Annotated in this window: 21 protein-coding genes; 8 read left to right on the forward strand and 13 right to left on the reverse strand. The window is 65.6% G+C overall.

The window, feature by feature from the left end:
• Positions 1-214 precede the first annotated feature (214 nt).
• Both hemB and J2X92_RS19525 read left to right on the forward strand, forming a co-directional pair.
• Complete coding sequence (hemB, locus tag J2X92_RS19520; protein WP_307577927.1) at positions 215-1,204, forward strand: porphobilinogen synthase; 990 nt, start codon at positions 215-217, stop codon at positions 1,202-1,204.
• 65 nt (positions 1,205-1,269) lie between these two features.
• Entirely contained in the window at positions 1,270-2,424 is a 1,155-nt protein-coding gene (locus J2X92_RS19525; RefSeq protein ID WP_307577838.1) for a magnesium transporter CorA family protein, read from the forward strand.
• Positions 2,425-2,506: 82 nt separating this feature from the next.
• Here the strand turns inward: J2X92_RS19525 and J2X92_RS19530 are convergent, their stop codons facing one another.
• Positions 2,507-2,875: a DUF4148 domain-containing protein gene (locus J2X92_RS19530; RefSeq protein WP_307577841.1), complete on the reverse strand. Its 369-nt coding sequence runs from the start codon at positions 2,873-2,875 to the stop codon at positions 2,507-2,509.
• Between the two features lie 249 nt (positions 2,876-3,124).
• Between J2X92_RS19530 and J2X92_RS19535 the strand changes: the two genes are divergently transcribed.
• Entirely contained in the window at positions 3,125-4,030 is a 906-nt protein-coding gene (locus J2X92_RS19535; protein ID WP_307577843.1) for a LysR family transcriptional regulator, read from the forward strand.
• Positions 4,031-4,072: 42 nt separating this feature from the next.
• Here J2X92_RS19535 and J2X92_RS19540 read toward each other — a convergent pair whose 3' ends face one another.
• Both J2X92_RS19540 and J2X92_RS19545 read right to left on the reverse strand, forming a co-directional pair.
• Positions 4,073-4,756: a dienelactone hydrolase family protein gene (locus tag J2X92_RS19540; protein WP_307577845.1), complete on the reverse strand. Its 684-nt coding sequence runs from the start codon at positions 4,754-4,756 to the stop codon at positions 4,073-4,075.
• A gap of 56 nt (positions 4,757-4,812) precedes the next feature.
• Complete coding sequence (locus J2X92_RS19545; RefSeq protein WP_307577847.1) at positions 4,813-5,418, reverse strand: 2-hydroxychromene-2-carboxylate isomerase; 606 nt, start codon at positions 5,416-5,418, stop codon at positions 4,813-4,815.
• Positions 5,419-5,491: 73 nt separating this feature from the next.
• Here J2X92_RS19545 and J2X92_RS19550 point away from each other — a divergent pair, with 73 nt between their 5' ends.
• Positions 5,492-6,238, forward strand: coding sequence for an SDR family oxidoreductase (locus J2X92_RS19550; RefSeq protein WP_307577849.1), 747 nt, complete (start codon positions 5,492-5,494; stop codon positions 6,236-6,238).
• A complete protein-coding gene (locus tag J2X92_RS19555) occupies positions 6,239-6,892 on the forward strand; it encodes a MarC family protein (RefSeq protein WP_015867683.1) in 654 nt (217 codons plus the stop codon).
• Between the two features lie 7 nt (positions 6,893-6,899).
• Here the strand turns inward: J2X92_RS19555 and J2X92_RS19560 are convergent, their stop codons facing one another.
• The 10 genes from J2X92_RS19560 to purT all read right to left on the reverse strand — a co-directional run bounded on the left by J2X92_RS19560 (position 6,900) and on the right by purT (position 17,757).
• Entirely contained in the window at positions 6,900-7,361 is a 462-nt protein-coding gene (locus tag J2X92_RS19560; RefSeq protein WP_307577851.1) for an EVE domain-containing protein, read from the reverse strand.
• Between the two features lie 8 nt (positions 7,362-7,369).
• On the reverse strand, positions 7,370-8,536 hold the full coding sequence (locus tag J2X92_RS19565) for an ABC transporter substrate-binding protein (protein ID WP_307577928.1): 1,167 nt from the start codon (positions 8,534-8,536) through the stop codon (positions 7,370-7,372).
• A 48-nt stretch (positions 8,537-8,584) separates the two neighbouring features.
• A complete protein-coding gene (locus J2X92_RS19570) occupies positions 8,585-10,468 on the reverse strand; it encodes an AMP-dependent synthetase/ligase (RefSeq protein ID WP_307577853.1) in 1,884 nt (627 codons plus the stop codon).
• Positions 10,469-10,472: 4 nt separating this feature from the next.
• A complete protein-coding gene (locus tag J2X92_RS19575; protein WP_307577855.1) occupies positions 10,473-11,246 on the reverse strand; it encodes an ABC transporter ATP-binding protein in 774 nt (257 codons plus the stop codon).
• A 466-nt stretch (positions 11,247-11,712) separates the two neighbouring features.
• The gene (locus J2X92_RS19580; RefSeq protein WP_307577857.1) at positions 11,713-12,534 is read right to left on the reverse strand and encodes an ABC transporter ATP-binding protein; all 822 of its coding nucleotides are present in this window, start codon (positions 12,532-12,534) and stop codon (positions 11,713-11,715) included.
• On the reverse strand, positions 12,531-13,607 hold the full coding sequence (locus J2X92_RS19585; RefSeq protein ID WP_307577859.1) for a branched-chain amino acid ABC transporter permease: 1,077 nt from the start codon (positions 13,605-13,607) through the stop codon (positions 12,531-12,533). The genes J2X92_RS19580 and J2X92_RS19585 overlap by 4 nt, the downstream gene beginning before the upstream one ends.
• Before the next feature lie 36 nt (positions 13,608-13,643).
• The gene (locus J2X92_RS19590; protein WP_307577861.1) at positions 13,644-14,519 is read right to left on the reverse strand and encodes a branched-chain amino acid ABC transporter permease; all 876 of its coding nucleotides are present in this window, start codon (positions 14,517-14,519) and stop codon (positions 13,644-13,646) included.
• A gap of 21 nt (positions 14,520-14,540) precedes the next feature.
• Positions 14,541-15,368: a helix-turn-helix domain-containing protein gene (locus tag J2X92_RS19595; RefSeq protein ID WP_307577863.1), complete on the reverse strand. Its 828-nt coding sequence runs from the start codon at positions 15,366-15,368 to the stop codon at positions 14,541-14,543.
• Positions 15,369-15,478: 110 nt separating this feature from the next.
• Positions 15,479-16,423, reverse strand: a complete 945-nt coding sequence (locus tag J2X92_RS19600; RefSeq protein ID WP_307577865.1) for an alpha/beta hydrolase — start codon at positions 16,421-16,423, stop codon at positions 15,479-15,481.
• A 119-nt stretch (positions 16,424-16,542) separates the two neighbouring features.
• Entirely contained in the window at positions 16,543-17,757 is a 1,215-nt protein-coding gene (purT, locus tag J2X92_RS19605) for a formate-dependent phosphoribosylglycinamide formyltransferase (RefSeq protein ID WP_307577867.1), read from the reverse strand.
• 184 nt (positions 17,758-17,941) lie between these two features.
• On the opposite strand from purT, the gene J2X92_RS19610 reads away from it, so the two are divergent.
• From J2X92_RS19610 to J2X92_RS19620, 3 genes are read left to right on the forward strand one after another with little or no spacing between them, the layout of a single operon-like run.
• On the forward strand, positions 17,942-18,790 hold the full coding sequence (locus tag J2X92_RS19610) for a 3-hydroxybutyryl-CoA dehydrogenase (protein WP_307577869.1): 849 nt from the start codon (positions 17,942-17,944) through the stop codon (positions 18,788-18,790).
• A 34-nt stretch (positions 18,791-18,824) separates the two neighbouring features.
• Positions 18,825-19,640 (forward strand): crotonase/enoyl-CoA hydratase family protein, encoded by an 816-nt coding sequence (locus J2X92_RS19615; RefSeq protein ID WP_307577871.1) that lies wholly within the window; start codon positions 18,825-18,827, stop codon positions 19,638-19,640.
• A 32-nt stretch (positions 19,641-19,672) separates the two neighbouring features.
• Positions 19,673-20,998 carry a serine hydrolase domain-containing protein gene (locus tag J2X92_RS19620; RefSeq protein ID WP_307577873.1) on the forward strand — a complete coding sequence of 442 codons (1,326 nt, stop codon included), beginning with the start codon at positions 19,673-19,675 and terminating at the stop codon, positions 20,996-20,998.
• Positions 20,999-21,003 lie beyond the last annotated feature (5 nt).

Consider the following 21,003-nt stretch of genomic DNA (forward strand, 5'->3'; position numbering starts at 1 on the left):
CAAGCCGCCCGCTTCAGAATTTAACAAAGACGAAACAAGGTTTCAAGCGAAACGACCACTTTCTTTGACATTTCCGCCTAAAAAAAAGAGAACCTTCGGGCTACCGATTCGAGCAGCAATCCAGCGACCATCCAGAGGCCGCTCCGCCCCTGCCAAGCGGCGCTTCAGGCACAATTTTCCGCTTATGACGCCATCTTCCTTCTCCTCCTTCGCCATGTATCCCGCCGGTCGGCCGCGCCGCTTGCGCCGCGATGCCTTCACCCGCAACCTGGTCCGGGAGCACGCGCTCACGGCGCACGATCTGATCTATCCCGTGTTCGTGCAGGAAGGCCAAAAAAAACGCGAGGCCGTGGCTTCGATGCCCGGCGTGGACCGCCTGAGCCTGGACATGCTGCTGCCGCTGGCCGAGCAGTGCGTGGAAGCGGGCATTCCGGTGATGGCGCTTTTTCCGGTGATCGATGCAAGCCTCAAGACACCGTCGGGCGACGAAGCCTTCAACCCCGATGGGCTGATTCCTCGCGTAGTCGCCGCGCTCAAGTCGCGCTTTCCGGAACTCGGCGTAATGACCGACGTGGCGCTCGACCCCTATACCAGCCACGGGCAGGACGGCCTGCTCGACGACACCGGCTACATCCTCAATGACGTCACCGTCGAGGTGCTGGTGAAGCAGGCGCTCGCGCAATCGCAAGCCGGCGTGGACATCGTGGCGCCCAGCGACATGATGGACGGCCGCATCGGCGCCATCCGCAATGCGCTGGAGGCCCGCGGTGACGTTCACACCCGCATCATGGCGTACAGCGCCAAGTACGCCAGCGCCTTCTACGGCCCGTTCCGCGATGCCGTGGGCTCGGCCGCGATGCTCGGCAAGAGCAACAAGAAGGTCTACCAGATGGACCCCGGCAACAGCGACGAGGCACTGCGCGAAGTGGGCCTCGACATTGCCGAGGGCGCCGACATGGTGATGGTGAAGCCCGGCATGCCTTACCTGGACATCGTGCGCCGTGTGAAAGACGAATTCCACGTGCCCACCTTTGCCTACCAGGTGAGCGGCGAGTACGCGATGCTCAAGGCCGCGGCGCAGAACGGCTGGCTCGACCATGATGCGGTGATGCTCGAAAGCCTGCTCGCGTTCAAGCGCGCCGGTGCAGACGGCGTGCTTACGTACTTTGCGCTTGACGCCGCGCGTTTGCTACAAAAACAATAGTTCGCGATCGATGGGAGCCGCAGTGCGGGCCCGAGCGACATATAGAGAGAGCAACAAGGCGGCCCATGCGCATCATTGAAATCAATCGCTCGCAGGTAAGCGAGCATCAGGCGCTGGCGCCGCTCGCGGTGCCCGGCGCCTGCGGCGCGCAAGGCTATCTATGGATTTCGCTCACGCGGGAGGAATTTCGCGCTTCGCTCGCGGAAGTCCAACAGATCCTGCAGTCGCTCTGCCTCACTCAACTGGTCGATCTGCACGTGGCGGATCTGCTCAACGACCAGTTGCCCTCTCATTTCGACTACACCTCCATATACGACGTGCTGGTGTTCCGGCGCCTTGCAAACGGGCCGGGCCAGCCGGCGCCGGGCAACGGCAAGGGAACGAGCACCGGGGAGCCGCCTCTCGTCGCACGGCGCGGCCCGCCGGTGCTGCGCCGGGTCGACACGCGTCCCGTCGGTTTCGCGGTCTTCGACCGCGTGCTGCTGTCGGTCCACCCCGAAGACGGTGCGGTGCGCGACGCCTTTGCCGTGCGCCTGCTCGCGGCCGGGTCGGCAGACGGCCAGGGCGCCCCGGCGCTCGACGCGCGCGCCACCTCGGCCCGCGTGCCGACCGGCACCGCCGACCTGATGCTTCGCGTGATCAACCAGATCGTCGACGGTTACCTGGACTTGCGCCGCGAACTCACGCGCCAGCTCGACCATTGGCAGACCGAGCTGATCGACCCACGCAGCCGCTTCACCAACTGGAGCGCGCTGATGGAAACCCGTCAGTCGCTGCACCACCTGGATGAAATCTGCGAGGACCAGCGCGCCGCCATACAGGACTGGATCGATTTGCTCGAAACCTTGCCGTCGCCGAAAGGCGAGGCAGAGCAGCGCGAGCGGGAACTGATCATGGTGCGCAGCCGCGACGTGCTCGAGCACATCGAGCGCGTGGTGCACCACGTGCGCCGGCTCGAGCAGAACGCCGAAACCGCCGTGCAGATGCATTTCAGCGTCCAGGGCCACCGCGCCAACGACATCATGCGCGTGCTCACGGTGCTGACCGCCATCTTCCTGCCGCTCAACCTCATCGCGGGCATTTTTGGCATGAACTTCGAGTTCATTCCGCTGGTGCACAAGGCAGACGGCTTCTGGATTGCGATGAGCGCAATGCTGGCGATCGCGCTGTTGCTGGTGGTCATTTTCTGGCGCAAGCGCTATCTCGCGCGAACACGCTGATCGCCCCGCTCCAACAAAAAAAGCCACGCTTTCGCGTGGCTTTCTCTTTTCAAAGCGCCCCGGAGGGCAGCTTTTTTTGCGCTTACTTGGCGACGGCGCCCGAGCCTTGCTGGGCTTGAACGCGTGCGTCCATCGGGTGAGCCATCGTCGAGATGACCTTGCTGTTGACGCGCGAGCCCGAGCTCACGTTCTGGTCGGGAGCGTAGGCGGTACGGACGGCTTCGGCTTCGACGAGCGAACGATCCTTCGACACGGCGACCGTTTCCGGGCCGCGCGAACCGCGGGTCACGTTCTGGTTCGGAGCCGCTGCGGTGCGCACGGCTTCGGCGTTCACTTCGTCACGGCTCTTGGTCGAGATGGCGGTGTTCACGCCGTCGTAGCTTTCAGCTTGGGCGCCAGTGGCGGCCAACAGGGTCAGGGCGGCGGCAGCGAGGATGTGCGAGGTCTTCATTTCAGTTCCTTGTGTTCGTTGGATGGTTCGTCCACCAGGCTCGCTCGTTCGCTCACCTGTGAGGCGAGTGTCCGACTGAAACAGCGCTACAAAACACGTGGAACAGAGACACCGTGTTTCCTCTATTGAAACAATGACAGCCCAAAGGCAAGCACCCGTTTTCGAAGACGATGGGGCGACTGCAAAAGCGGGGCTTCCGGGAAAATCAGGGCATGCCGGTCCCGGAAAGGAAACAATGGGCACTTTGACATGGACAGTCTCGATCTGATCAGAACCTTCCGGGAGGTTGCTTCGCAGGGCAGCTTTTCGCATGCGGCCAAGAAGCTGGACATGTCGAAAGCCACCGTCAGCAAATACGTGGCGGAGCTCGAAACGCGCTTCGGCGTGCGTCTGCTCAACCGCTCCACGCGTTCGGTGAGCCTGACCGACGCGGGGCAACTGCTGCTCGAACGCAGCACGCCGGTACTCGAAATGGTGGAGCTCACGCAGGCCGAGCTGCAGGAGCGCGCCAGACAGCCCGGCGGCCGCCTGCGCATTTCGGCTCCGCACGGCATGGGGAACGGTGAATTTCCGGGCCTTTTGGCCGACTTCATGCGCTACTACCCCGATGTGAGCATCAGCCTGCAGCTGACCAATCGCGCGGTCGACCTTGCGGAAGAAGGCATCGACGTCGACATCCGCAGCGGCCCGGTCGCCGACGCCAACCTGATCGTGCGCAAGCTGATGCTCATGGAGATGGTGGTCTGCGCATCGCCGGTCTACTGGAAAAAGCACGGCAAGCCCGAGCACCCTCGCGACCTTGCCGCCCACGAGGCGCTCACGCATTCGCTGCTGGGCGCCCAGCCGGTCTGGCGCTTCGACGATGGCGGCGAGCCCCTCGACGTCTCGGTCAAGAGCCGCATGGACTGCACCGAGGGCGCGCCGCTGATCCGGGTCGCGATGCGCGGCTTTGGCGTGATCTACCTGCCCTCGATCCTCGTGCAGTCGCACATCGACGACGGCGAACTGGTGCCGGTGCTGCAGGACTATGCGCGCAAGGACATGTGGCTCTCGGCCGCCTACTTGCAGCGGCGCCACAACAGCGCCGCGCTGCGTGCACTGCTCGACTTTCTCCAGACCCGCGTCGGCAAAGGGCCCGGCTCCCAGAAGAAATAAAAAAGCCCGGCACGGGCCGGGCTTCGCTGGGCGCAGGCTCGTTCAGCCGACGTGCTTGGCAAAGAACTCCAGCGTGCGGGTGCGCGCGAGCTTGGCGGCCTCGGCGTTGTAGGAGCCGCGTTGGTCGCAGTTGAAGCCGTGGCCCGATTCATAGACGTGCACCTGCACCTCGGGATGCGCCTTCTTGAAGGCCTCGATGGTGTCCAGCGGAATCCAGTGGTCCTGGTTGCCGAAATGCGCCAGCACCGGCACCTTGGGTTGGCGCGCGGTTTCTTCCGGCGTCGTCATGCCGCCGCCGTAGTAGGGCGCAGCGGCAGCAATGCCTGGAACCAGGCTCGCGGCGCGCCAGACCAACAGACCGCCCCAGCAGTAGCCCACGATGCCCACCTTGCCGGCCTTGGCCGCATAGGCCACCGCGGCCTCGATGTCCTGCAGCACGCCGGGGGCGGGCAGCGCCTCGACCGCGGTCTTCAGCGCGAAGCCGGCTTTCATGTCGTCGTCGCTGTAGCCGAGCTCGACGCCGGGCTTCACGCGATGAAAGGTCGAGGGAGAGACGGCCAGGTAACCGTCCGCCGCATAGCCGTCAGCCACCGAGCGAATGTGCGAGTTGACGCCGAAGATTTCCGGCACCACCACCACGGCGCCCCGCGGCTTGCCGGCGGGCTCGGCCACGTAGGCCGGGAAGACGAAGCCGTCCTTGGCGGTGAGATCGATGAATTGACCCATGGTTGTCATGCTCCTTGATAGCGAATGAGGTGAACTGAATGAACGTATGAATCGGGCTAGTGCTTCTGCTGCAGCTTGCGCTCGACAAAATCGAGGCGGTCCTGGCCCCAGAATATCTCGCCGTCGATGACATAGCTTGGCGCACCGAACACCTGGATGTCGATCGCTTCCTGGGTGTAAGCCTCGTAACGCTCCTGCACGGCCTGGCTAAGCGACTGCTCCGTGCGCTTGGGCGGCAGGCCGCATTCCGCGACCAGCGATTCGAGCACCTTGGGGTCGCCGATGTTGCGCTCCTGCACCCACACGGCGGCAAATACCGCGCTGCACACGCGCATGGCGACGTCGGTGCCGTCATGCAGGTCGACCGCGATGATCAGCCGCGCCGCATCGTCGCCCGACACCGGAAAAAATTTGGGCTTGAGGTTCAGCGGCAGATCGAGGTGGCGCGAAAAGCGCTCCAGTTCGACCAGCCGGTAGGCTTGGCGCTGCGGTGCCCGCTTGCCGAGCGGCAGCCCGCCCGAAATCGGATAGACGCTGCCCAGGTCCACGGGCCGCACGCGCACCGTGGCGCCTGACGCGGCCGCGATGGCGGCGAACCGGGCATGCCCCAGATAGGTCCATGGGCTCTGTGGCGCAAAGTAATAGTCGATCGTATGGCTCATGCGCTTGCCCTCGATGATGTAATCCAAGCCGACGGTTTTAACTGACACGCAGTTTTTGTGCAGGAGGTCGGATTTGGACCAGGTACTCTTGATCACGGGCGGCGGCCGAGGCATCGGCGCCGCAACCGCCTTGCTGGCGGCAAAGCGCGGCTACGCGGTGGCCGTCAACTACGCAAGCAACTCGCTTGCCGCGGACGAGGTGGTGCGCACCATCCGCGCCGGCGGCGGCACGGCGGTGGCCGTGCAGGCCGACGTGGGCGACGAGGCGCAGGTGACGGCCATGTTCCAGAAGGTCGATGCCAGGCTCGGCCGGCTCACGGCGCTTGTCAACAGCGCTGGGGTCGTCGACGTGCAGGCCCGCGTCGATGAAATGACCGCCCTGCGTCTGGAGCGCATGTTCCGCACCAACGTGATCGGCAGCTTCATCTGCGCGCGCGAAGCGGTGCGGCGCATGAGCACCCGATACGGCGGCGCGGGCGGGGCCATCGTCAATGTCTCCAGCGCCGCCGCGCGGCTGGGCTCGCCTGGCCAGTACGTCGACTATGCGGCCAGCAAGGGCGCCATCGACACCTTTACCATCGGCCTGGCCAAGGAGGTCGGCGCCGAAGGCATCCGCGTCAACGCGGTGCGCCCTGGCCTGATCGACACCGAGATCCACGCCTCCGGCGGCATGCCCGACCGCGCCTTCGAGCTGGCGCCCACCGTGCCGATGCAGCGCACCGGCAGCGCGGAAGAAATTGCGGGCGCCATCCTGTGGCTGCTGTCCGAAGAGGCCAGCTACACCACCATGGCCCTTCTCGACGTGACCGGAGGGAGGTAAGTGAGTACCTCGATGGACCTGATCAAGCCACTGGTCACGCTGGTGGCCATCGTCAACCCGCTGGCCATCGTGCCTTTCTTCATCCACTACACGCAGGGCTATTCCGATGCGCAGCGCCGGCACACAGTGCGCATGTCGGCCTTCAGCGCCTTCGTGGTGATTGCGGTCAGCGCGTTGATCGGGCTGCAGCTGCTGGCGTTCTTCGGCATCTCGATTGCCAGCTTCCAGGTGGGCGGCGGCTTGCTGCTGCTCATGAGCTCGCTGTCCATGCTCAATGCCAAGCCGGCCGAGAGCAAGACCAACGTGGAGGAGCTGCGCGCCACCGAGGTCAAGGCCTCCATGGGCGCGTCCATCGCGGTGGTGCCGCTCACCATCCCGCTGCTTACAGGGCCGGCCACCATATCGACCGTGGTGATCTACGCCGACAAGACGCAGCACCTGTGGGAACTTGGGCTGCTGGTGGGCTACGGCGTGGTGGTGGCGCTGGCCACTGCACTGGCCTTTTCGCTCGCGCAGCCGATTGCGCGCGTGCTCGGCAAGACCGGCATCAACATCATGACGCGGCTCATGGGTCTGATCCTCGCAGCGCTCGCGGTGGAGGTCATGGCCGACGGACTCGGCAAGCTGTTCCCGATCCTGCAGCGCGTGGGCTAGCGCCTGTTCAGGCCAGCATCTTCTCGATGATCCGCCAGTGCGCGGGCTCGACCGGCGTGATCGACAGCCGGTTGCCCTTGCGCAGCACGACGAGGTCGGCCAGCTCGGGCTTGGCGCGGAGTTCGGGCAAGGCCAGCAGCCGGGTCTTGCGAACGGCCTGCACGTCGACCAGCAGCCAGCGCGGATCGTCCTTCTTCGAGGCCGGGTCGTAGTACGGTGACTTGGGGTCGAACTGCGTCGGGTCGGGCTTGATGGCCGAAGCCACGCGCGCAATGCCCGCGATGCCCGGCTCGGGGCAGCTCGAGTGATAGAAGAGCACGCCGTCGCCGACCTTCATGCCGTCGCGCATGAAGTTGCGTGCCTGGTAGTTGCGCACGCCGGTCCACGCCACCGTGGCGCCGGGTGCGGCAAGCGCGTCGTCGATCGAGACCTCGCTGGGCTCGGATTTCATCAACCAGTAATTGGGCATGGTGCCCGTTATGGTGTCACATAGTCAGAGACGACGACCCATTTCCCATCCTTGATCTGGGATAAACGCGACTGGTCGTTGCCTAGGCGTTTGGTGGCCGTGTAGGTGCTCTTTGCGCTGCCGAACATGTCGGGCTCGAAGGTCATGGTGTCCATCGCCTTGATAAAGCTGTCGGTCGTCAAGTTGGGGCCGGCCTTCTGCGCCGCCTTGATGAACGAATCGATGATGACGTAGCCGTACACCGAAAACACCGTCGGGTCTTCGTTGAACTTGGTCTTGTACTTGTTGGCCCAGAAGCGCAGCGGCTGCGACTGCTCGTCGGTGTAGGGGTTCTGCACTGTCATGGTGGCGTAGATGCCGTCCATCGCCTTGCCGCCGAGCTTGTGGATCAGGTCGGTATAGGAGGCGCTCGAGCCCAGGAAGGTCGGGTTGAAGCCGGTCTTGCGCGCCTCGCCCACGGTGCCGATGGTCTCGCGGATGATGGTGCCGAGCACCACGAGGTCGCAGTTGGCGGCCTTCATCTTTGCGACCTGCGAGCTGAAGTCTGTGGCGCCGCGCTTGAACGATGTCTTTTCGACCAGTTCAAGTCCGGCCGTCTTCAGCCCCGCCTCGGCGCCGCGCTGCACTTCGAGCCCGAATTCGTCGTCCTGATAGATGGTGCAGACCCTCTTGGCCCCCTTCTCCTTGATCATCTTGGGAAGAGCCAGGCGGATCTGATCGTAGTAGGTAGCCGCGAACGAATACTTGAGCCGGTTCAGCGGTTCATACATTTCACGCGCCGCGGTAATCGGCATGAAGTTGACGATGTTCTTCTCGAACTGCACCGGCATGGCCGCCATGTTCTGCGCGGTGCCGATGTGGCCGGCCATGATGAAGATCTTTTCCTGGTTGACCAGCTTCTGCGCCGCGAGCACAGCCTTCTTCGGGTCGTAGCCCGAGTCTTCGACGAAGAGCTTGAGCTTGCGGCCGTGGATGTTGCCCTGCTCGTTGAGTTCATCCACCCGCAGCTGCATGCCGTTGCGCGCCTGCTTGCCGAAGCCCGCAAGCGGGCCCGAAAGGTCCTGGATGGTGCCGATGCGGATCTCGTCCTTGCTCACGCCTTGTTGCTGCTGCGCGGACGCGAACGTTGCAACCAGCCCCAGCACGGCCAGGGTCGTTACTGTCTTGAGCTTCATCATGGCGTTGTCTCCTCGGGTTGACAAAAAACGGTTCGGCGATGCCGGTCAGCGGTACATCGCCTCGATGCGCTCGGCATACTTGGTCTGCACCAATTTCCGCTTGAGCTTCATCGTCGGCGTGAGCTCTTCGTCCTCTGCACTCAACTGCGTTTCGAGCAGGAAGAACTTCTTGATCTGCTCGACCCGCGCAAACTTGGCATTGACGCGGTCGATCTCGCCCTGGATCAGGTCCAGCACCTCTTTCGCGCGCGTCAGGCTCTCGTAGTTGCTGAAAGGCACATCGTGGTCCTGCGCAAACTTCTCGACGTTCTCCTGGTCGATCATGATGATCACCGTCAGGTAGGGCCTCTTGTCGCCGATCACCACCGCATCGGTGATGTAGGGGCTGAACTTGAGCTCGTTCTCCAGCTCGCTCGGCGTGATGTTCTTTCCACCTGCCGTGATGATGATGTCCTTCATGCGGTCGGTGATGCGGAAATACCCTCCCGCGTCGACCGTCCCCACGTCGCCGGTGTGCAGCCAGCCATCGGCGTCGATGGTCTCGGCGGTTTTCTCGGGCAGGTTGAGGTACCCCATGAAGACATTGGGGCCGCGCACCAGGATTTCGCCGGTCTGCGGGTCGAGCCGAACCTCGTTGTAGCTGGTGGCCGGGCCTATGGAACCCGGCATGATGCGCGACGGCGGAACGCCCGTGGAAGCGCCACACGATTCGGTCATGCCCCACACCTCGAGCATGGGCACGCCCAGCGCAAGGTACCAGCGCACGAGCTCGGGCGAAATGGGCGCCGCCCCGGTCACGAGAAATCGCGCACGATGGATTCCGATGAGCTTGCGCACGTTGTCCAGCGCCAGCCAGCGCGCCAGGCGAAACTTGAACCGCAGCCCCGCACCCACCGGCTGGCCCTGGAGCACGCGTTCGGCAATCTGCCGGCCCACGCCGATGCTCCAGCCGTAGGCGGCCTGCTGCAGCCGGCTCGCCTCTTTCAGCGCGATCATCACGCCGGAATAGAACTTCTCCCACACGCGCGGCACGGCGGTGAACACCGTGGGCGAAATCTCGCGCACGTTCTCGGGCACCGTCTCGGGGTTCTCGACGAAGTTGAGGATCGAGCCGGTGTACATCGCGAAGTATTCGCCGCCCATGCGCTCGGCGATGTGGCACAGCGGCAGGAAGCACATGCGCTCGTCGCCCTCGCCCTGTGCCAGCAGCGAGTTGTAGCCGCGCATGGTGTACACCAGCCCGCGGTGGCTGTGCATCGCGCCCTTGGGCTTGCCCGTGGTGCCCGAGGTGTAGACGAGGATGGCAAGGTCTTCGGGCCGGCAGGCGGCAATGCGTTGCTCCAGCGCCTGCGGATGGTCCTGCAGATGCGCTCGGCCGAGCGCGCGCAGTGCGTCCAGGCTGATGACGCCGGGATCATCGAGCTCGCGCAGGCCCTCCATGTCGAACACGACGACCTTGCGTAGCAGCGGCAGTCGGGCGCGCACTTCGAGCGCCTTGTCGAGCTGCTCGTCGTCCTCCACGAAGAGCACGGTGGTGCGCGAGTCTTCGCAAAGGTAGTGCACCTGCGAGGCCGCGTCGGTCGGGTAGATACCGTTCGACACGCCGCCGCAGCTGAGCACGGCAATGTCGCACAGCACCCACTCGATGACGGTATTGGCAAGAATGGACGCGGTTTCGCCCGGCCCGAAACCGAGCGCCAGCAGACCGCCCGCAATTTCGCGCACGGCCTCGGCGGTTTGCCGCCAGGTCCAGCTGCGCCAGATGCCGAACTCCTTCTGCCGCATCCAGACCTTGTCGGCGCGCAGTTCCACGGCCTTCCAGAACACGGCCGGGATGGTGTCGCCGGGCACGACGATGCCGGGCTTGGCCTCGAGGTGCGCCAGGTCCCACAGGCCGGCGGGAGGGCGCAAGGCGACGGGGGTGGTCATGCGGTCATCTCCACGTCTTTTTCTTTTTCCAACGCCGCTCGCCGCGCACGCCGTCGTCCTTGACGCCAAGGTAGAACTCCTTGATGTCCTCTTTCTCGCGCAGGCGTTCGCAGGTGTCTTCCATGACGATGCGGCCGTTCTCGAGCACGTAGCCGTGGTCAGAAGCGTTGAGGGCCATGTTGGCGTTCTGCTCGACCAGCAAAATAGTGGTGCCGCGTTCGCGGTTGATGCGCACGACGATCTCGAAAATCTCTTTTGTCAGCTTGGGGCTGAGGCCGAGGCTGGGCTCGTCGAGCAGGATGAGGTGCGGCGCAGCCATGATGGCGCGCGAAATCGCAAGCATCTGCTGCTGACCGCCCGAGAGCAGGCCGGCGTCCTGCGTGGCGCGCTCGCGCAAAATGGGAAAGTAGGTGTAGACGCTCTCCATGTCCCGCGCCACGCCGTCGCGGTCCTTGCGGGTGTAGGCGCCCATGAGCAGGTTTTCCCTCACCGAGAGCAACGGAAACACTTCGCGCCCTTCGGGTACGTGGCTCAGCCCCTGCTGCACGATGTAGGCCGGGTCCTTGGCAGTAATGTCATTGCCTTGGAATTCGATGCTGCCTTTTCTCGGGTCGATGATCCCTGAGATGGTCTTGAGGATCGTTGTCTTGCCCGCGCCGTTGGAGCCCAGGACCGTCACGATCTCGCCCTGCCTGACTTTCAGGCTCACGCCGCGGATGGCCTTGATGGGGCCGTAGGCGCTTTCGACGTTGAGCAGCTGGAGGACGACGTCGGTCATGCTCGGATTCCTTTGCAGGGGCGGCGTTGAGCCCCATGCCCCCGGCGGGCCGACGTCACCGGCCGCTTCGCGGCTCCCCTGCGCTGCTCACGACAGGCGGGGTCTCGCAGAACTCGCTCCACTGCGTTGCGCTCAAACAGCTGCGAGCCCTGATCCGCCTGTCGCTCCGCTGCTCGGCGGTGCCTCAACGGCCCGCCGGGGGCACGGGGCCCAACGCCGTGGGCACGCTCAGGGTGTTTCCTCCACCCCCAAGCCCGGTGTGCGGTGCGGGGTGGGCGCCCCCTCTGTGCCGCCGAGGAGCGCAGCGTTTCGCGGATCAGGGCTCGCAGCTGTTTGAGTGAAGCGAGTTCTGCGAGCCCCCGCGAAACGTGAGCACCGCAGGGGAGCCGCGAAGCGGCCGGCATAGTGGGGGCGCCCGCGCCGTGCCGCATACCGGGCGTCTCCAACGAAGCAGCGAACAAGGCATTCATGCCGCCACCCTCCTCAAACTGCTCACGTCGTCCACTGTCCCCAGATAGGCTTCGATCACCCGGGCATCCGCCTGCACTTCGCGCGGCGTACCCGTGGCCAGCACCTCGCCCATGTTCATCGCCAGCACGCGGTCGGACACCTTCGACACCAGCGACATGTCGTGCTCGACCATCAGCACCGACACCCCCAGCTCTTGCTGGATGTCCTGAATCCAGAACGCCATGTCGGCCGTTTCCTCGACATTGAGCCCCGACGACGGTTCGTCGAGCAGCAGCAGCTTGGGTTCGGTGCACAGCGCGCGCGCGAGCTCCACCACCTTTCGAACGCCATACGGCAATCCCGCCACCATCGAATCACGGTGATGCTGCAGATCCAGCAGTTCGATCACCTGCTCCGCCTTCTCGCGTGCAACGATCTCGGCGCGACGGGTGGCGGGCGTGAAGAACACCTCGCTCCAGAACCCCGTCTGCCGGTGCGTGTGGCGGCCGATCAGCAGGTTGTGCAGCACCGTGGCGTGCTCGAAGAGTTCGATGTTCTGGAAGGTGCGCGCAATGCCGAGCGCGGCAATCGCATGGGGTGCCTGGTGCGTCAGGGCCAGTGGACCGGCCGCTTCTCCGTGCCAGGTGATCTCGCCCATCGTCGGCGTGTAGATGCGGCTGATGAGGTTGAACACCGTCGTCTTGCCCGCGCCGTTGGGGCCGATCAGCGTGAACACCTCGCCGCGTCGCACGTCGAAGCTCACCTTGTTGACCGCGAGCACGCCGCCGAAGCGAACGCTCAGGTCCTTCGCCGAAAGAAGAACGTCGCCGCTGCTCATCTCAGCCGATCCGACTTGGTGAACGACTTCTGCCGCTTGAACAGCCCCTTGCGGTAGAACGGAAAGAGCTGCAGCCAGGTTCGGATCTTGAGCCAGCGCCCGTAAAGCCCCAGCGGCTCGAACAGCACGAAGGCGATCAGCACCAGGCCGTACACCAGCCCCTGCAGGCCCGGCGCCTGGCCGATCACGGGCGGCAGCCAGTCCTTGCCCATCGAGATCAACTGCGGCATCGCGATCAGGAAGATCGCACCCAGAAATGCGCCGTGCACCGAACCGAGTCCGCCGATCACCACCATCAGCAGCAGGTCGATCGACTGCAGGATGTTGAACTGGTCCGGCGAGATGAAACTGAGCTTGTGCGCGTACAACGCACCGCCCAGCCCCGCGAGCGCGGCCGAGATCGCGAACGACATCGTCTTGTAGCGCGCAAGGTGAATGCCCATGCTCTGCGCCGAGATTTCCGAATCGCGGATCGCCACGAAGGCGCGGCCCGTCGGCGAGCGCAGCAGGTTCAGGATGCCCAGCGTGCTGAGCACCGCCACCACCAGGCACAAGAAGTAGAAGCCGTTGCCCGACCCCAGCGACCAGCCGAAGAGCTGGGGCGACTTCACGTGAAGCCCCGAATTGCCGCCCGTGACGCTATCCCAGCGCGCGAACACCTCCTCGACGATGAAGCCGAACGACAGCGTCGCGATGCCAAGGTAGATGCCCTTCACGCGCAAGGCCGGCAAGGCCACCACCACGCCCACCGCCGCCGAGAGCGCCGCGGCCGCGAGCAGCGCGATCGGAAACGGCACGCCCAGGTTGGTGAGGACGCCCTGCGTATAGGCGCCCGCGCCAAGGAACGCCGCATGGCCGATGGAGAACTGCCCCGTGAAACCCGCCAGCAGCATCAACCCCAGGCCGACGATGCCGTAGATCAGCACGAAGGTCAGCTGCGCGAGCCAGTATTCGTCGATCACCCATGGCGCGACGATGAGGAACGCGACCAGGAGCCCATACCAGAACACATGGCCGCCGTGCCGCGCAAGGCGGATGTCCTGGTCGTAGCTGGTCTTGAAGATGAAGCGCATGAATCAGATCCGCCGTAGAGCGTGGGAGCACATGGGTCAGACTTTCTTGCGCAGCTTTTCGCCGAACAGGCCATTGGGTTTGATCATCAGCATCAAGAGCACCACGATGTAGGGCGCCGTGTCCTTGAAGCCGTCGGGCAGATAAAACCCCGCGAACGATTCGACGATGCCGATCACCAGCCCGCCGACGATGGCGCCCGGCAGGCTGCCGAAGCCGCCCACCACCGCGGCCGGAAAGGCTTTGAGCCCGATGAAGCCCATGTTCGCGTGCACGAAGGTGATGGGCGCGAGCAGCATGCCGGCAATGGCCGCGACCGCCGCCGCCAGGCCCCACACCAGCCCGTTGAGCCGCTTCACCGGAATGCCCATGTAGTACGCCGCAAGCTGGTTCTGCGACGAGGCCTGCATGGCGATGCCGAGCTTGCTGTAGCGGAACATCGCGAACAGCAGCCCGCACAGGATGGCCGTGGCGATGATGATGGACAACTGCTCGAGGTTGACCACCAGTCCGCCGAGCTTCCACATCTGGTCCTTGTAGGGAACGGCCAGCGTGTGGGTGTCGGTGCCGATGCCCGGCACCATGGTGATGAGGCCGCGCGCCACGTAGGCAATGCCGATGGTTAGCATCACGATCGAGAACTGCGGCTGTCCGAGAATCGGGCGGATCACCACCAGCTCCAGCAGGACCCCGAAAGCCGCCATGGCCACCACCGCGAGAATGGCCGCGAGCCAGAACGGCAGGCCGAACAGCGACATGCCTGCAAATGCGCCAAAGGCGCCGAGCATCATCAGATCGCCCTGCGCAAAGCTCACGGTTTCCGTGGCCTTGTAGATCAGCACGAAGCCCAGCGCGATCAATCCATAGATGCAGCCCTGCGCAATGCCCGAGAGAAGGAGCTGGAGAGTCTGCATGCGGCTTCTGTCTCCCTGCGCCTAGTGCCTGAGGCCGCCGGCTGCGTCGTGCAGCGCCAGGCGGCGCGAGCCGGCCAGGATGTCGCTCGGCTTGAGCCCATACACCTGGCGGATCGAATGGCTGAAGTGCGTCGAATCGGGGTAGCCGGCGTCCAGCGCGATATCGGTCAGCGTGCTGGTCTGGCGCACGTAGCGCAACAGACTGCGCGCGCGCTTCCAGGCCCGGAAGGCGCGAAACGCCATGCCGGTCTCCTGCTTGAACAGATGCAGAAAGCGCGAGAACGAGAGGTGTACCGAGGCCGCGCATTCCTCGGCTGAGGCGGGCGCGGCCGGGTCGGCGTTGATGGCGTCGATGACCTTGCGGATGCGTGCATCGAGCGCGCGCGGCGCCAGCGCCTCGCCGAAGAAGATGCGGTCGAACTCCAGGCCTTCGAAGCCCTGGCGGCCCGAGAGTGCAAGCAGCTGCGCGTGCGCATCGCGCATGTGCTGCACGAACGCCGGCGCATCGACCGGCCCGCAGTGCTGCAGAAAGCCGGGCAAGCGCGCGGGATCGACGGACTCGGATTCGATCAGCAAATTGAAGATGAGCGGATGCGCGCTTTCCACCCGATGTGGCACGTGCGGCGGCACCACCAGCAGCTCGCCCGTCTGCCACGCGCCTCCGCCAATGCAGAGGCGGTTGGGCGGCGCACCGGCCGGCGACACGTACACGCCGTGCCCGCCCACCGTGCGTTCGGCCGCAGCGCCGAGCAGCCCTGCGTAGAACACCCGCTGATGCGTGAGCCACATCAGGCGCTCCCCGCGCTCTGCGAAGCCGCTTTCGGGCGGCGCCGTCTTCGTTCGCTGCATGGTGTCCGTCTCCTGCATCCGGCCGCCGCCGGCCAGGGGCCGGCGTTGCGTTGGCTGGATCGTAGCGGCGGGGGCCTGCTGCACGGCGTCCATTTGCGCGGGGACTTTCCCTAGGCCGGCGCGAGTGCGCGGCGGAGTTCAGCGCAGCACAGCGCGATGGCCGTGTCAGCCTCGTCGAGCACCTTGCCCATGGTGATGAAGCCATGGATCTGGCGCTCGAAGCAGACGTACGCGGCGCGATTGCCGGCGGCGGTCAGCGCCTCGGCGTAGGCTATGCCTTCGTCGCGCAGCGGGTCGTAGCCGGCGGTGAGCACCAGCGCGGGCGGCAGGCCCGACAAGTCGCCGTGCAGCAGCGGAGACGCGCGCCAGTCGAGGTCGTGCCGAAGGTCGTCGATGTAGTGGTCGTGAAAGTACGCCATCGTGTCGCGGGTCAGCAGGTAGCCTTGTCCGTTGGCCTGGTGCGAGGCGTGGCCGCGGCGCTGGTCCGTGGCGGGATAGATCAGCAGCTGGAAGGCGATGGGCAGGTCGCCCGCATCGCGCGCGGCGATGGCCGCCACTGCCGCGAGATTGCCGCCGGCGCTGTCGCCGCCCACCGCGAGCCGGCCGGCATCCAGGCCAAGCGAAGCGGCCACGCGCTGCACCCAGCGCGTGGCCGCCAGCACGTCGTCCACGGCGGCCGGAAAGCGATGCTCGGGCCCCATGCGGTAGTCGATCGAGGCGACCGCGCAGCCCGCGCCGTTGGCGAGCGAGCGGCACAGCACGTCATGCGTGTCGAGATCGCCGATGACCCAGCCACCGCCATGAAAGTACACCAGCACCGGCAGCGCCGCATCGGCCGTGGAACCCAGCGGGCGATACAGGCGCACCGGGATGGTGCCGTGCGGCCCTCCGGCTTTCAGTTCGCGGACTTGGGCAACCTGCGGGGCTTCGGGTTGCGTGGTGGCGCGCCGGTCGCGATAGAACGCACGCGCCTCGACCGGCGAAAGCGTATGGGTCGGCGGGATGCCGCGCGCCTCGATGAAGTCGAGCAGGGCGCGCGCCTGGGGGTGCAGCATGGTGTCTCCGGTGGGTCGGGCAGAGGTTCTCCCGATCTCATCCGCACGATGCCCGCAGGCGCCAGTCTCTGCTTGCGAAAACTGGCTGTCCCCCGATAGCTGTTCCGGGCGATGGCGCTTCAGGCCTTGCGCGGCTTCACGCGCGACGCGGATTCCTTGGCGAGCCTGCGGGCGGTGCCCGTGTCGGCCGCATGCACCAGCGCCACGCCCATGCGGCGCTTGGCAAAGCTCTCGGGCTTGCCGAACAGGCGGATGTCGCTGCCGGGCACCTGCAGCGCCTCGGCCACGCCGTCGAACGCAATCCCGGTGGCATCGACGCCGCCGTAGATCACCGCGCTGGCGCCTGGGCTCTTGAGCGAAGTGTCCACCGGCAAGCCGAGGATGGCGCGCGCATGCAGCTCGAACTCGTTCTGCCATTGCGTGGCCATGGTTACCATGCCGGTATCGTGCGGACGCGGGCTCACTTCGCTGAACCACACCTCGTCGCCCTTCACGAAGAGCTCGACACCGAAGAGGCCTTGGCCGCCCAGGTCGGCCGTGACGGCTTCTGCGATCTGCTGCGCCTTCTGCTGCGCGGCCGGTGCCATGGCATGAGGCTGCCAGCTCTCGACATAGTCGCCGCTTACCTGCACGTGGCCGATGGGTTCGCAGAACTGCGTTTGCACCGCGCCGGCCGCGTCCTTGGCACGCACGGTCAGGAGCGTGATCTCGTAGTCGAAGTCGATGAAGCCCTCGACGATCACGCGGCCGTGGCTCACGCGGCCGCCGGCCATGGCGTAGTCCCAGGCCTTCTGCACGTCGGCCGGGCCGTCGATCTTGCTCTGGCCCTTGCCGGAGCTGCTCATCACTGGCTTGACGATGCAGGGGTACCCAATACCTTTCCCGTCCGCGCCGTCGATGGCGGCCTGCAGCTCGGCCAGCGAGTCGCAGAACTTGTAAGGGCTGGTGGGCACGCCCAGCGTTTCGGCCGCCAGGCGGCGAATGCCTTCGCGGTCCATCGTGAGGCGGGCGGCGCGGGCGGTGGGAATCACGCGCACCACGCCGGCGTCTTCGAGCTGCTGCAGCATCGGCGTGGCGATGGCTTCGATCTCGGGCACCACGAGCAGGGGCTTCTCGGCCTCGATCAGCGCCTTGAGCTGCTCGGGGTCGCTCATGGTGATGGTGCGCGCATGGTGGGCCACCTGCTGGCCGGGTGCGTTCTCGTAGCGGTCGACCGCAATGGTCTCGACGCCCAGGCGCTGCAGGGCGATGAGCACCTCCTTGCCGAGCTCGCCGGAGCCGAGCAGCATCACGCGGGTGGCGGAGGGGGAAAGAGGGGTGCCGAGGGTGGTCATGGTCGGGATCGGAAAGAGAGAAGAAAAAGCAACCGCAGCACTGTAAGCCACCCGCGGGCGGCCCGTGTCACTCGCGGCAACGCCGGGGCGGCGGGGCTGCTTCACAATCGATCTCCTGCCGCGGTGGCGGCCAGCTCCCCACCCGCTCCCCCTTTCCCCTGTTTTTTCTTCAAGGAGTTTTCTCATGACGATCCAGACTGTCGGCATCATCGGCGCCGGAACAATGGGCAATGGCATTGCGCAGGCCTGCGCAGTGGCCGGCGTCAACGTGGTGATGGTCGACATCGCCCAGGCGGCGGTCGACAAGGGCCTGGCCACCGTCTCGGGCAGCCTCGACCGGCTGATCAAGAAAGAGAAGCTCACGGCCGAGCAGAAGACCGCGGCGCTCGCGCTGATCAAGGGCTCGACGAACTACGATGACCTGAAGAGCGCGCAACTGGTGATCGAGGCCGCCACCGAGAACCATGCGCTCAAGCTCAAGATCCTGAAGCAGATCGACGAGCTGCTGGCGCCAGAGGTGATCATTGCCTCGAACACGTCGTCGATCTCGATCACCCAGCTCGCGGCCGCCACCTCGCGGCCGGACCGCTTCATCGGCATGCACTTTTTCAACCCGGTGCCGATGATGGCGCTGGTGGAGCTGATCCGCGGCTACCTCACGAGCGACGCCACGCACGATGCGGTCAAGGCACTGGCCGAGAAACTCGGCAAGTCGCCGATCACGGTGAAGAACGCGCCGGGTTTCGTGGTCAACCGCATCCTGGTGCCGATGATCAACGAGGCATTCTTCGTGCTGGCCGAAGGCATCGCGACGGCCGAAGACATCGACGCCGGCATGAAGCTGGGCTGCAACCAGCCCATCGGTCCGTTGGCGCTGGCTGACATGATCGGCCTCGATGTGTGCCTGGCCGTGATGGAGGTCTACCTCGAGCAGTTCGGCGACTCCAAGTACCGTCCCTGCCCCTTGCTGAAGGAAATGGTCGCGGCCGGCCAGTTGGGCCGCAAGACCGGACGCGGCGTCTACACGTACTGAGCGCCCGGCAAGAACAATAAAGGAGACAACCGCCATGACCGCCACGCCCACCACCCCGCCCGCCGAGGGTTGCATCGACACCCAGGTGATCGACCACGTGCTGCTGATCGGCATCAACCGCCCAGCCAAGCGAAACGGCTGGACGCCGCCGATGTTCAAGCAGCTGGCCGAGGCCTACACCCGGCTCGACGATGACCCCGACCTGCGCGTGGGCGTGCTGCATGCCTTTGGCGACCACTTCACGGCCGGGCTCGACCTGCCGGCGGTCACCGAATACATGAAGCGCGGCGAGAAGGCGATTCCCCCGGGTCTCGTGGAGCCGCACGACTTCGGCCTGCCCGGCTACCGCCGCCGCACCAAGCCGATGGTGGTTGCGGTGAAGGGCATCTGCTTCACGGTCGGCATCGAGCTGATGCTGGGCGCCGACATCGTGGTGGCGGCCGACAACTGCCGCTTCTCGCAGATGGAAGTGCAGCGCGGCATCATGGCCACGGGCGGCGCCACGCTGCGCATGGCCGAGCGCGCGGGCGTGGGCAACGCGATGCTGCACCTGCTCACGGCCGACGAGTTCGACAGCGCCGAGGCCTATCGCCTCAACTTCGTGCAGAAGGTGGTGCCGGCCGGGCAGGAGCTCGACGCGGCACTGGCCATTGCGCAGCGCATCGCGGCGCAGGCGCCGCTGGCGGTGGTGGCCACCCGGCTCAACGTGATCAAGGCCGTGGAACAGGGCCCGCTCGCAGCGGTGTCGGAGTTCATCGAGACGCAAAAGCGCCTGTCGAACAGCGAAGACGCAGCCGAAGGCGTGCGTTCCTTCGTCGAACGTCGGCCCGCGCGCTTCAGCGGCCGCTGATGATGGTGCAGTCCACCGGAGCGCCGCTGCCCATGTCCTTTTTCAAACGCACGGCGCTTGCCGCCGCCTTCACACTCCTTGCCGTGAACACTTCCAACGCCCAGACTTCCCCGCCCGCCGCGCCCCCCGATCCCGCGGCCACGTCGGTCGAGGCCATGGGCTGGATGAGGGGCTTTCCACCCCCGCCCGACAAGCTGATCACCTTCGACAACCCGGCCGGCGGCGTGTTTCCGCGCACGCGCTGGAGCTTCTCGCATGTGCGCGAAACCGTGCCCACCGCCAACGTGTGGCGCGGCAGCGGCGCGGCCAGCCCCCTGCCGGCGGCGCCGCGCAGCGACATCGAAGCCGTGACCTTCAAACCGCTGGGCAGCGAAGAAACGGTGACCTTCGCCCAGATGATCCCGCGCACCTATACCGACGGCATTCTGGTGCTGCACCGCGGCCGCGTGGTCTACGAGAAGTATTTCGGCGCGCTCACGCCCGAGCGGCCGCATCTCGCAATGTCGGTCACCAAGTCCTTCGTGGGCACGCTGGCGGCCATCCTCGCCGACGAAGGCAAGCTCGATCCGTCGGCGCCGGTCACCAAGTACCTGCCCGAACTCAAGGACACGGCCTACGGCGATGCCACGGTGCGCCAGGTGATGGACATGACCATCGGCGTGCACTACTCGGAGAACTACGCCGATCCGAAGGCCGAAATCTGGGACTACGCGCGTGCCGGCGGCATGCTGACGCAGGGACCGAACTACGCCGGCCCGAAGTCGTTCTACGAATTTCTCACCACGCTGAAGAAGGAAGGCGCGCACGACGCCGCCTTTGCCTACAAGACGGTGAATGCCGAGGTGCTGGCCTGGATCCTGCGCCGCACCAGCAACCAGTCGCTCGCCGACCTGCTGAGCGAGAAGATCTGGCGCCGCATCGGCGCCGAGCAGGACGCCTACTTCATGGTCGACCGCATCGGCACCGAGTCGGGCGGCGGCGGGCTCAACACCGTGCTGCGCGACATTGCGCGCTTCGGCGAAACCATGCGCAACGGCGGCCGCGCGCCCAACGGGCAGCAGGCCATTCCCAAGGCGGTGGTCGAAGACATCCAGCGCGGCGGCGATCCGGCCAAGTTTGCCAAGGCCGGCTATGCGCTGCTGCCGGGCTGGTCGTACCGAAACATGTGGTGGGTCACGAACAATCCGCACGGCGCCTACATGGCGCGCGGCATCCACGGGCAGAGCATCTATATCGATCCGAAAGCCGAGATGGTGATCGTGCGCTACGCCGCGCATCCGGTCGCGGCCAATGCAGGCAACGACCCGCTCACGCTGCCGGCCTTCCAGGCCGTGGCCGAGGCGCTGATGCGCCCCTGAGCCTT

Source organism: Variovorax paradoxus (genome assembly GCF_030811855.1).
GTDB classification, from domain to species: domain Bacteria; phylum Pseudomonadota; class Gammaproteobacteria; order Burkholderiales; family Burkholderiaceae_C; genus Variovorax; species Variovorax paradoxus_L.

Coding starts and splice junctions, on each gene's coding strand:
- J2X92_RS19620 (WP_307577873.1), top strand. CDS start 19,673: ATGTCCTTTTTCAAACGCACGGCGCTTGCCGCCGCCTTCACACTCCTT.
- J2X92_RS19600 (WP_307577865.1), bottom strand. CDS start 16,423: ATGCTGCACCCCCAGGCGCGCGCCCTGCTCGACTTCATCGAGGCGCGC.
- J2X92_RS19560 (WP_307577851.1), bottom strand. CDS start 7,361: ATGCCCAATTACTGGTTGATGAAATCCGAGCCCAGCGAGGTCTCGATC.
- J2X92_RS19565 (WP_307577928.1), bottom strand. CDS start 8,536: ATGAAGCTCAAGACAGTAACGACCCTGGCCGTGCTGGGGCTGGTTGCA.
- J2X92_RS19610 (WP_307577869.1), top strand. CDS start 17,942: ATGACGATCCAGACTGTCGGCATCATCGGCGCCGGAACAATGGGCAAT.
- J2X92_RS19590 (WP_307577861.1), bottom strand. CDS start 14,519: ATGCAGACTCTCCAGCTCCTTCTCTCGGGCATTGCGCAGGGCTGCATC.
- J2X92_RS19580 (WP_307577857.1), bottom strand. CDS start 12,534: ATGAGCAGCGGCGACGTTCTTCTTTCGGCGAAGGACCTGAGCGTTCGC.
- J2X92_RS19575 (WP_307577855.1), bottom strand. CDS start 11,246: ATGACCGACGTCGTCCTCCAGCTGCTCAACGTCGAAAGCGCCTACGGC.
- hemB (WP_307577927.1), top strand. CDS start 215: ATGTATCCCGCCGGTCGGCCGCGCCGCTTGCGCCGCGATGCCTTCACC.
- J2X92_RS19585 (WP_307577859.1), bottom strand. CDS start 13,607: ATGCGCTTCATCTTCAAGACCAGCTACGACCAGGACATCCGCCTTGCG.
- J2X92_RS19530 (WP_307577841.1), bottom strand. CDS start 2,875: ATGAAGACCTCGCACATCCTCGCTGCCGCCGCCCTGACCCTGTTGGCC.
- J2X92_RS19535 (WP_307577843.1), top strand. CDS start 3,125: ATGGACAGTCTCGATCTGATCAGAACCTTCCGGGAGGTTGCTTCGCAG.
- J2X92_RS19545 (WP_307577847.1), bottom strand. CDS start 5,418: ATGAGCCATACGATCGACTATTACTTTGCGCCACAGAGCCCATGGACC.
- J2X92_RS19615 (WP_307577871.1), top strand. CDS start 18,825: ATGACCGCCACGCCCACCACCCCGCCCGCCGAGGGTTGCATCGACACC.
- J2X92_RS19525 (WP_307577838.1), top strand. CDS start 1,270: ATGCGCATCATTGAAATCAATCGCTCGCAGGTAAGCGAGCATCAGGCG.
- J2X92_RS19570 (WP_307577853.1), bottom strand. CDS start 10,468: ATGACCACCCCCGTCGCCTTGCGCCCTCCCGCCGGCCTGTGGGACCTG.
- J2X92_RS19595 (WP_307577863.1), bottom strand. CDS start 15,368: ATGCAGCGAACGAAGACGGCGCCGCCCGAAAGCGGCTTCGCAGAGCGC.
- purT (WP_307577867.1), bottom strand. CDS start 17,757: ATGACCACCCTCGGCACCCCTCTTTCCCCCTCCGCCACCCGCGTGATG.
- J2X92_RS19540 (WP_307577845.1), bottom strand. CDS start 4,756: ATGGGTCAATTCATCGATCTCACCGCCAAGGACGGCTTCGTCTTCCCG.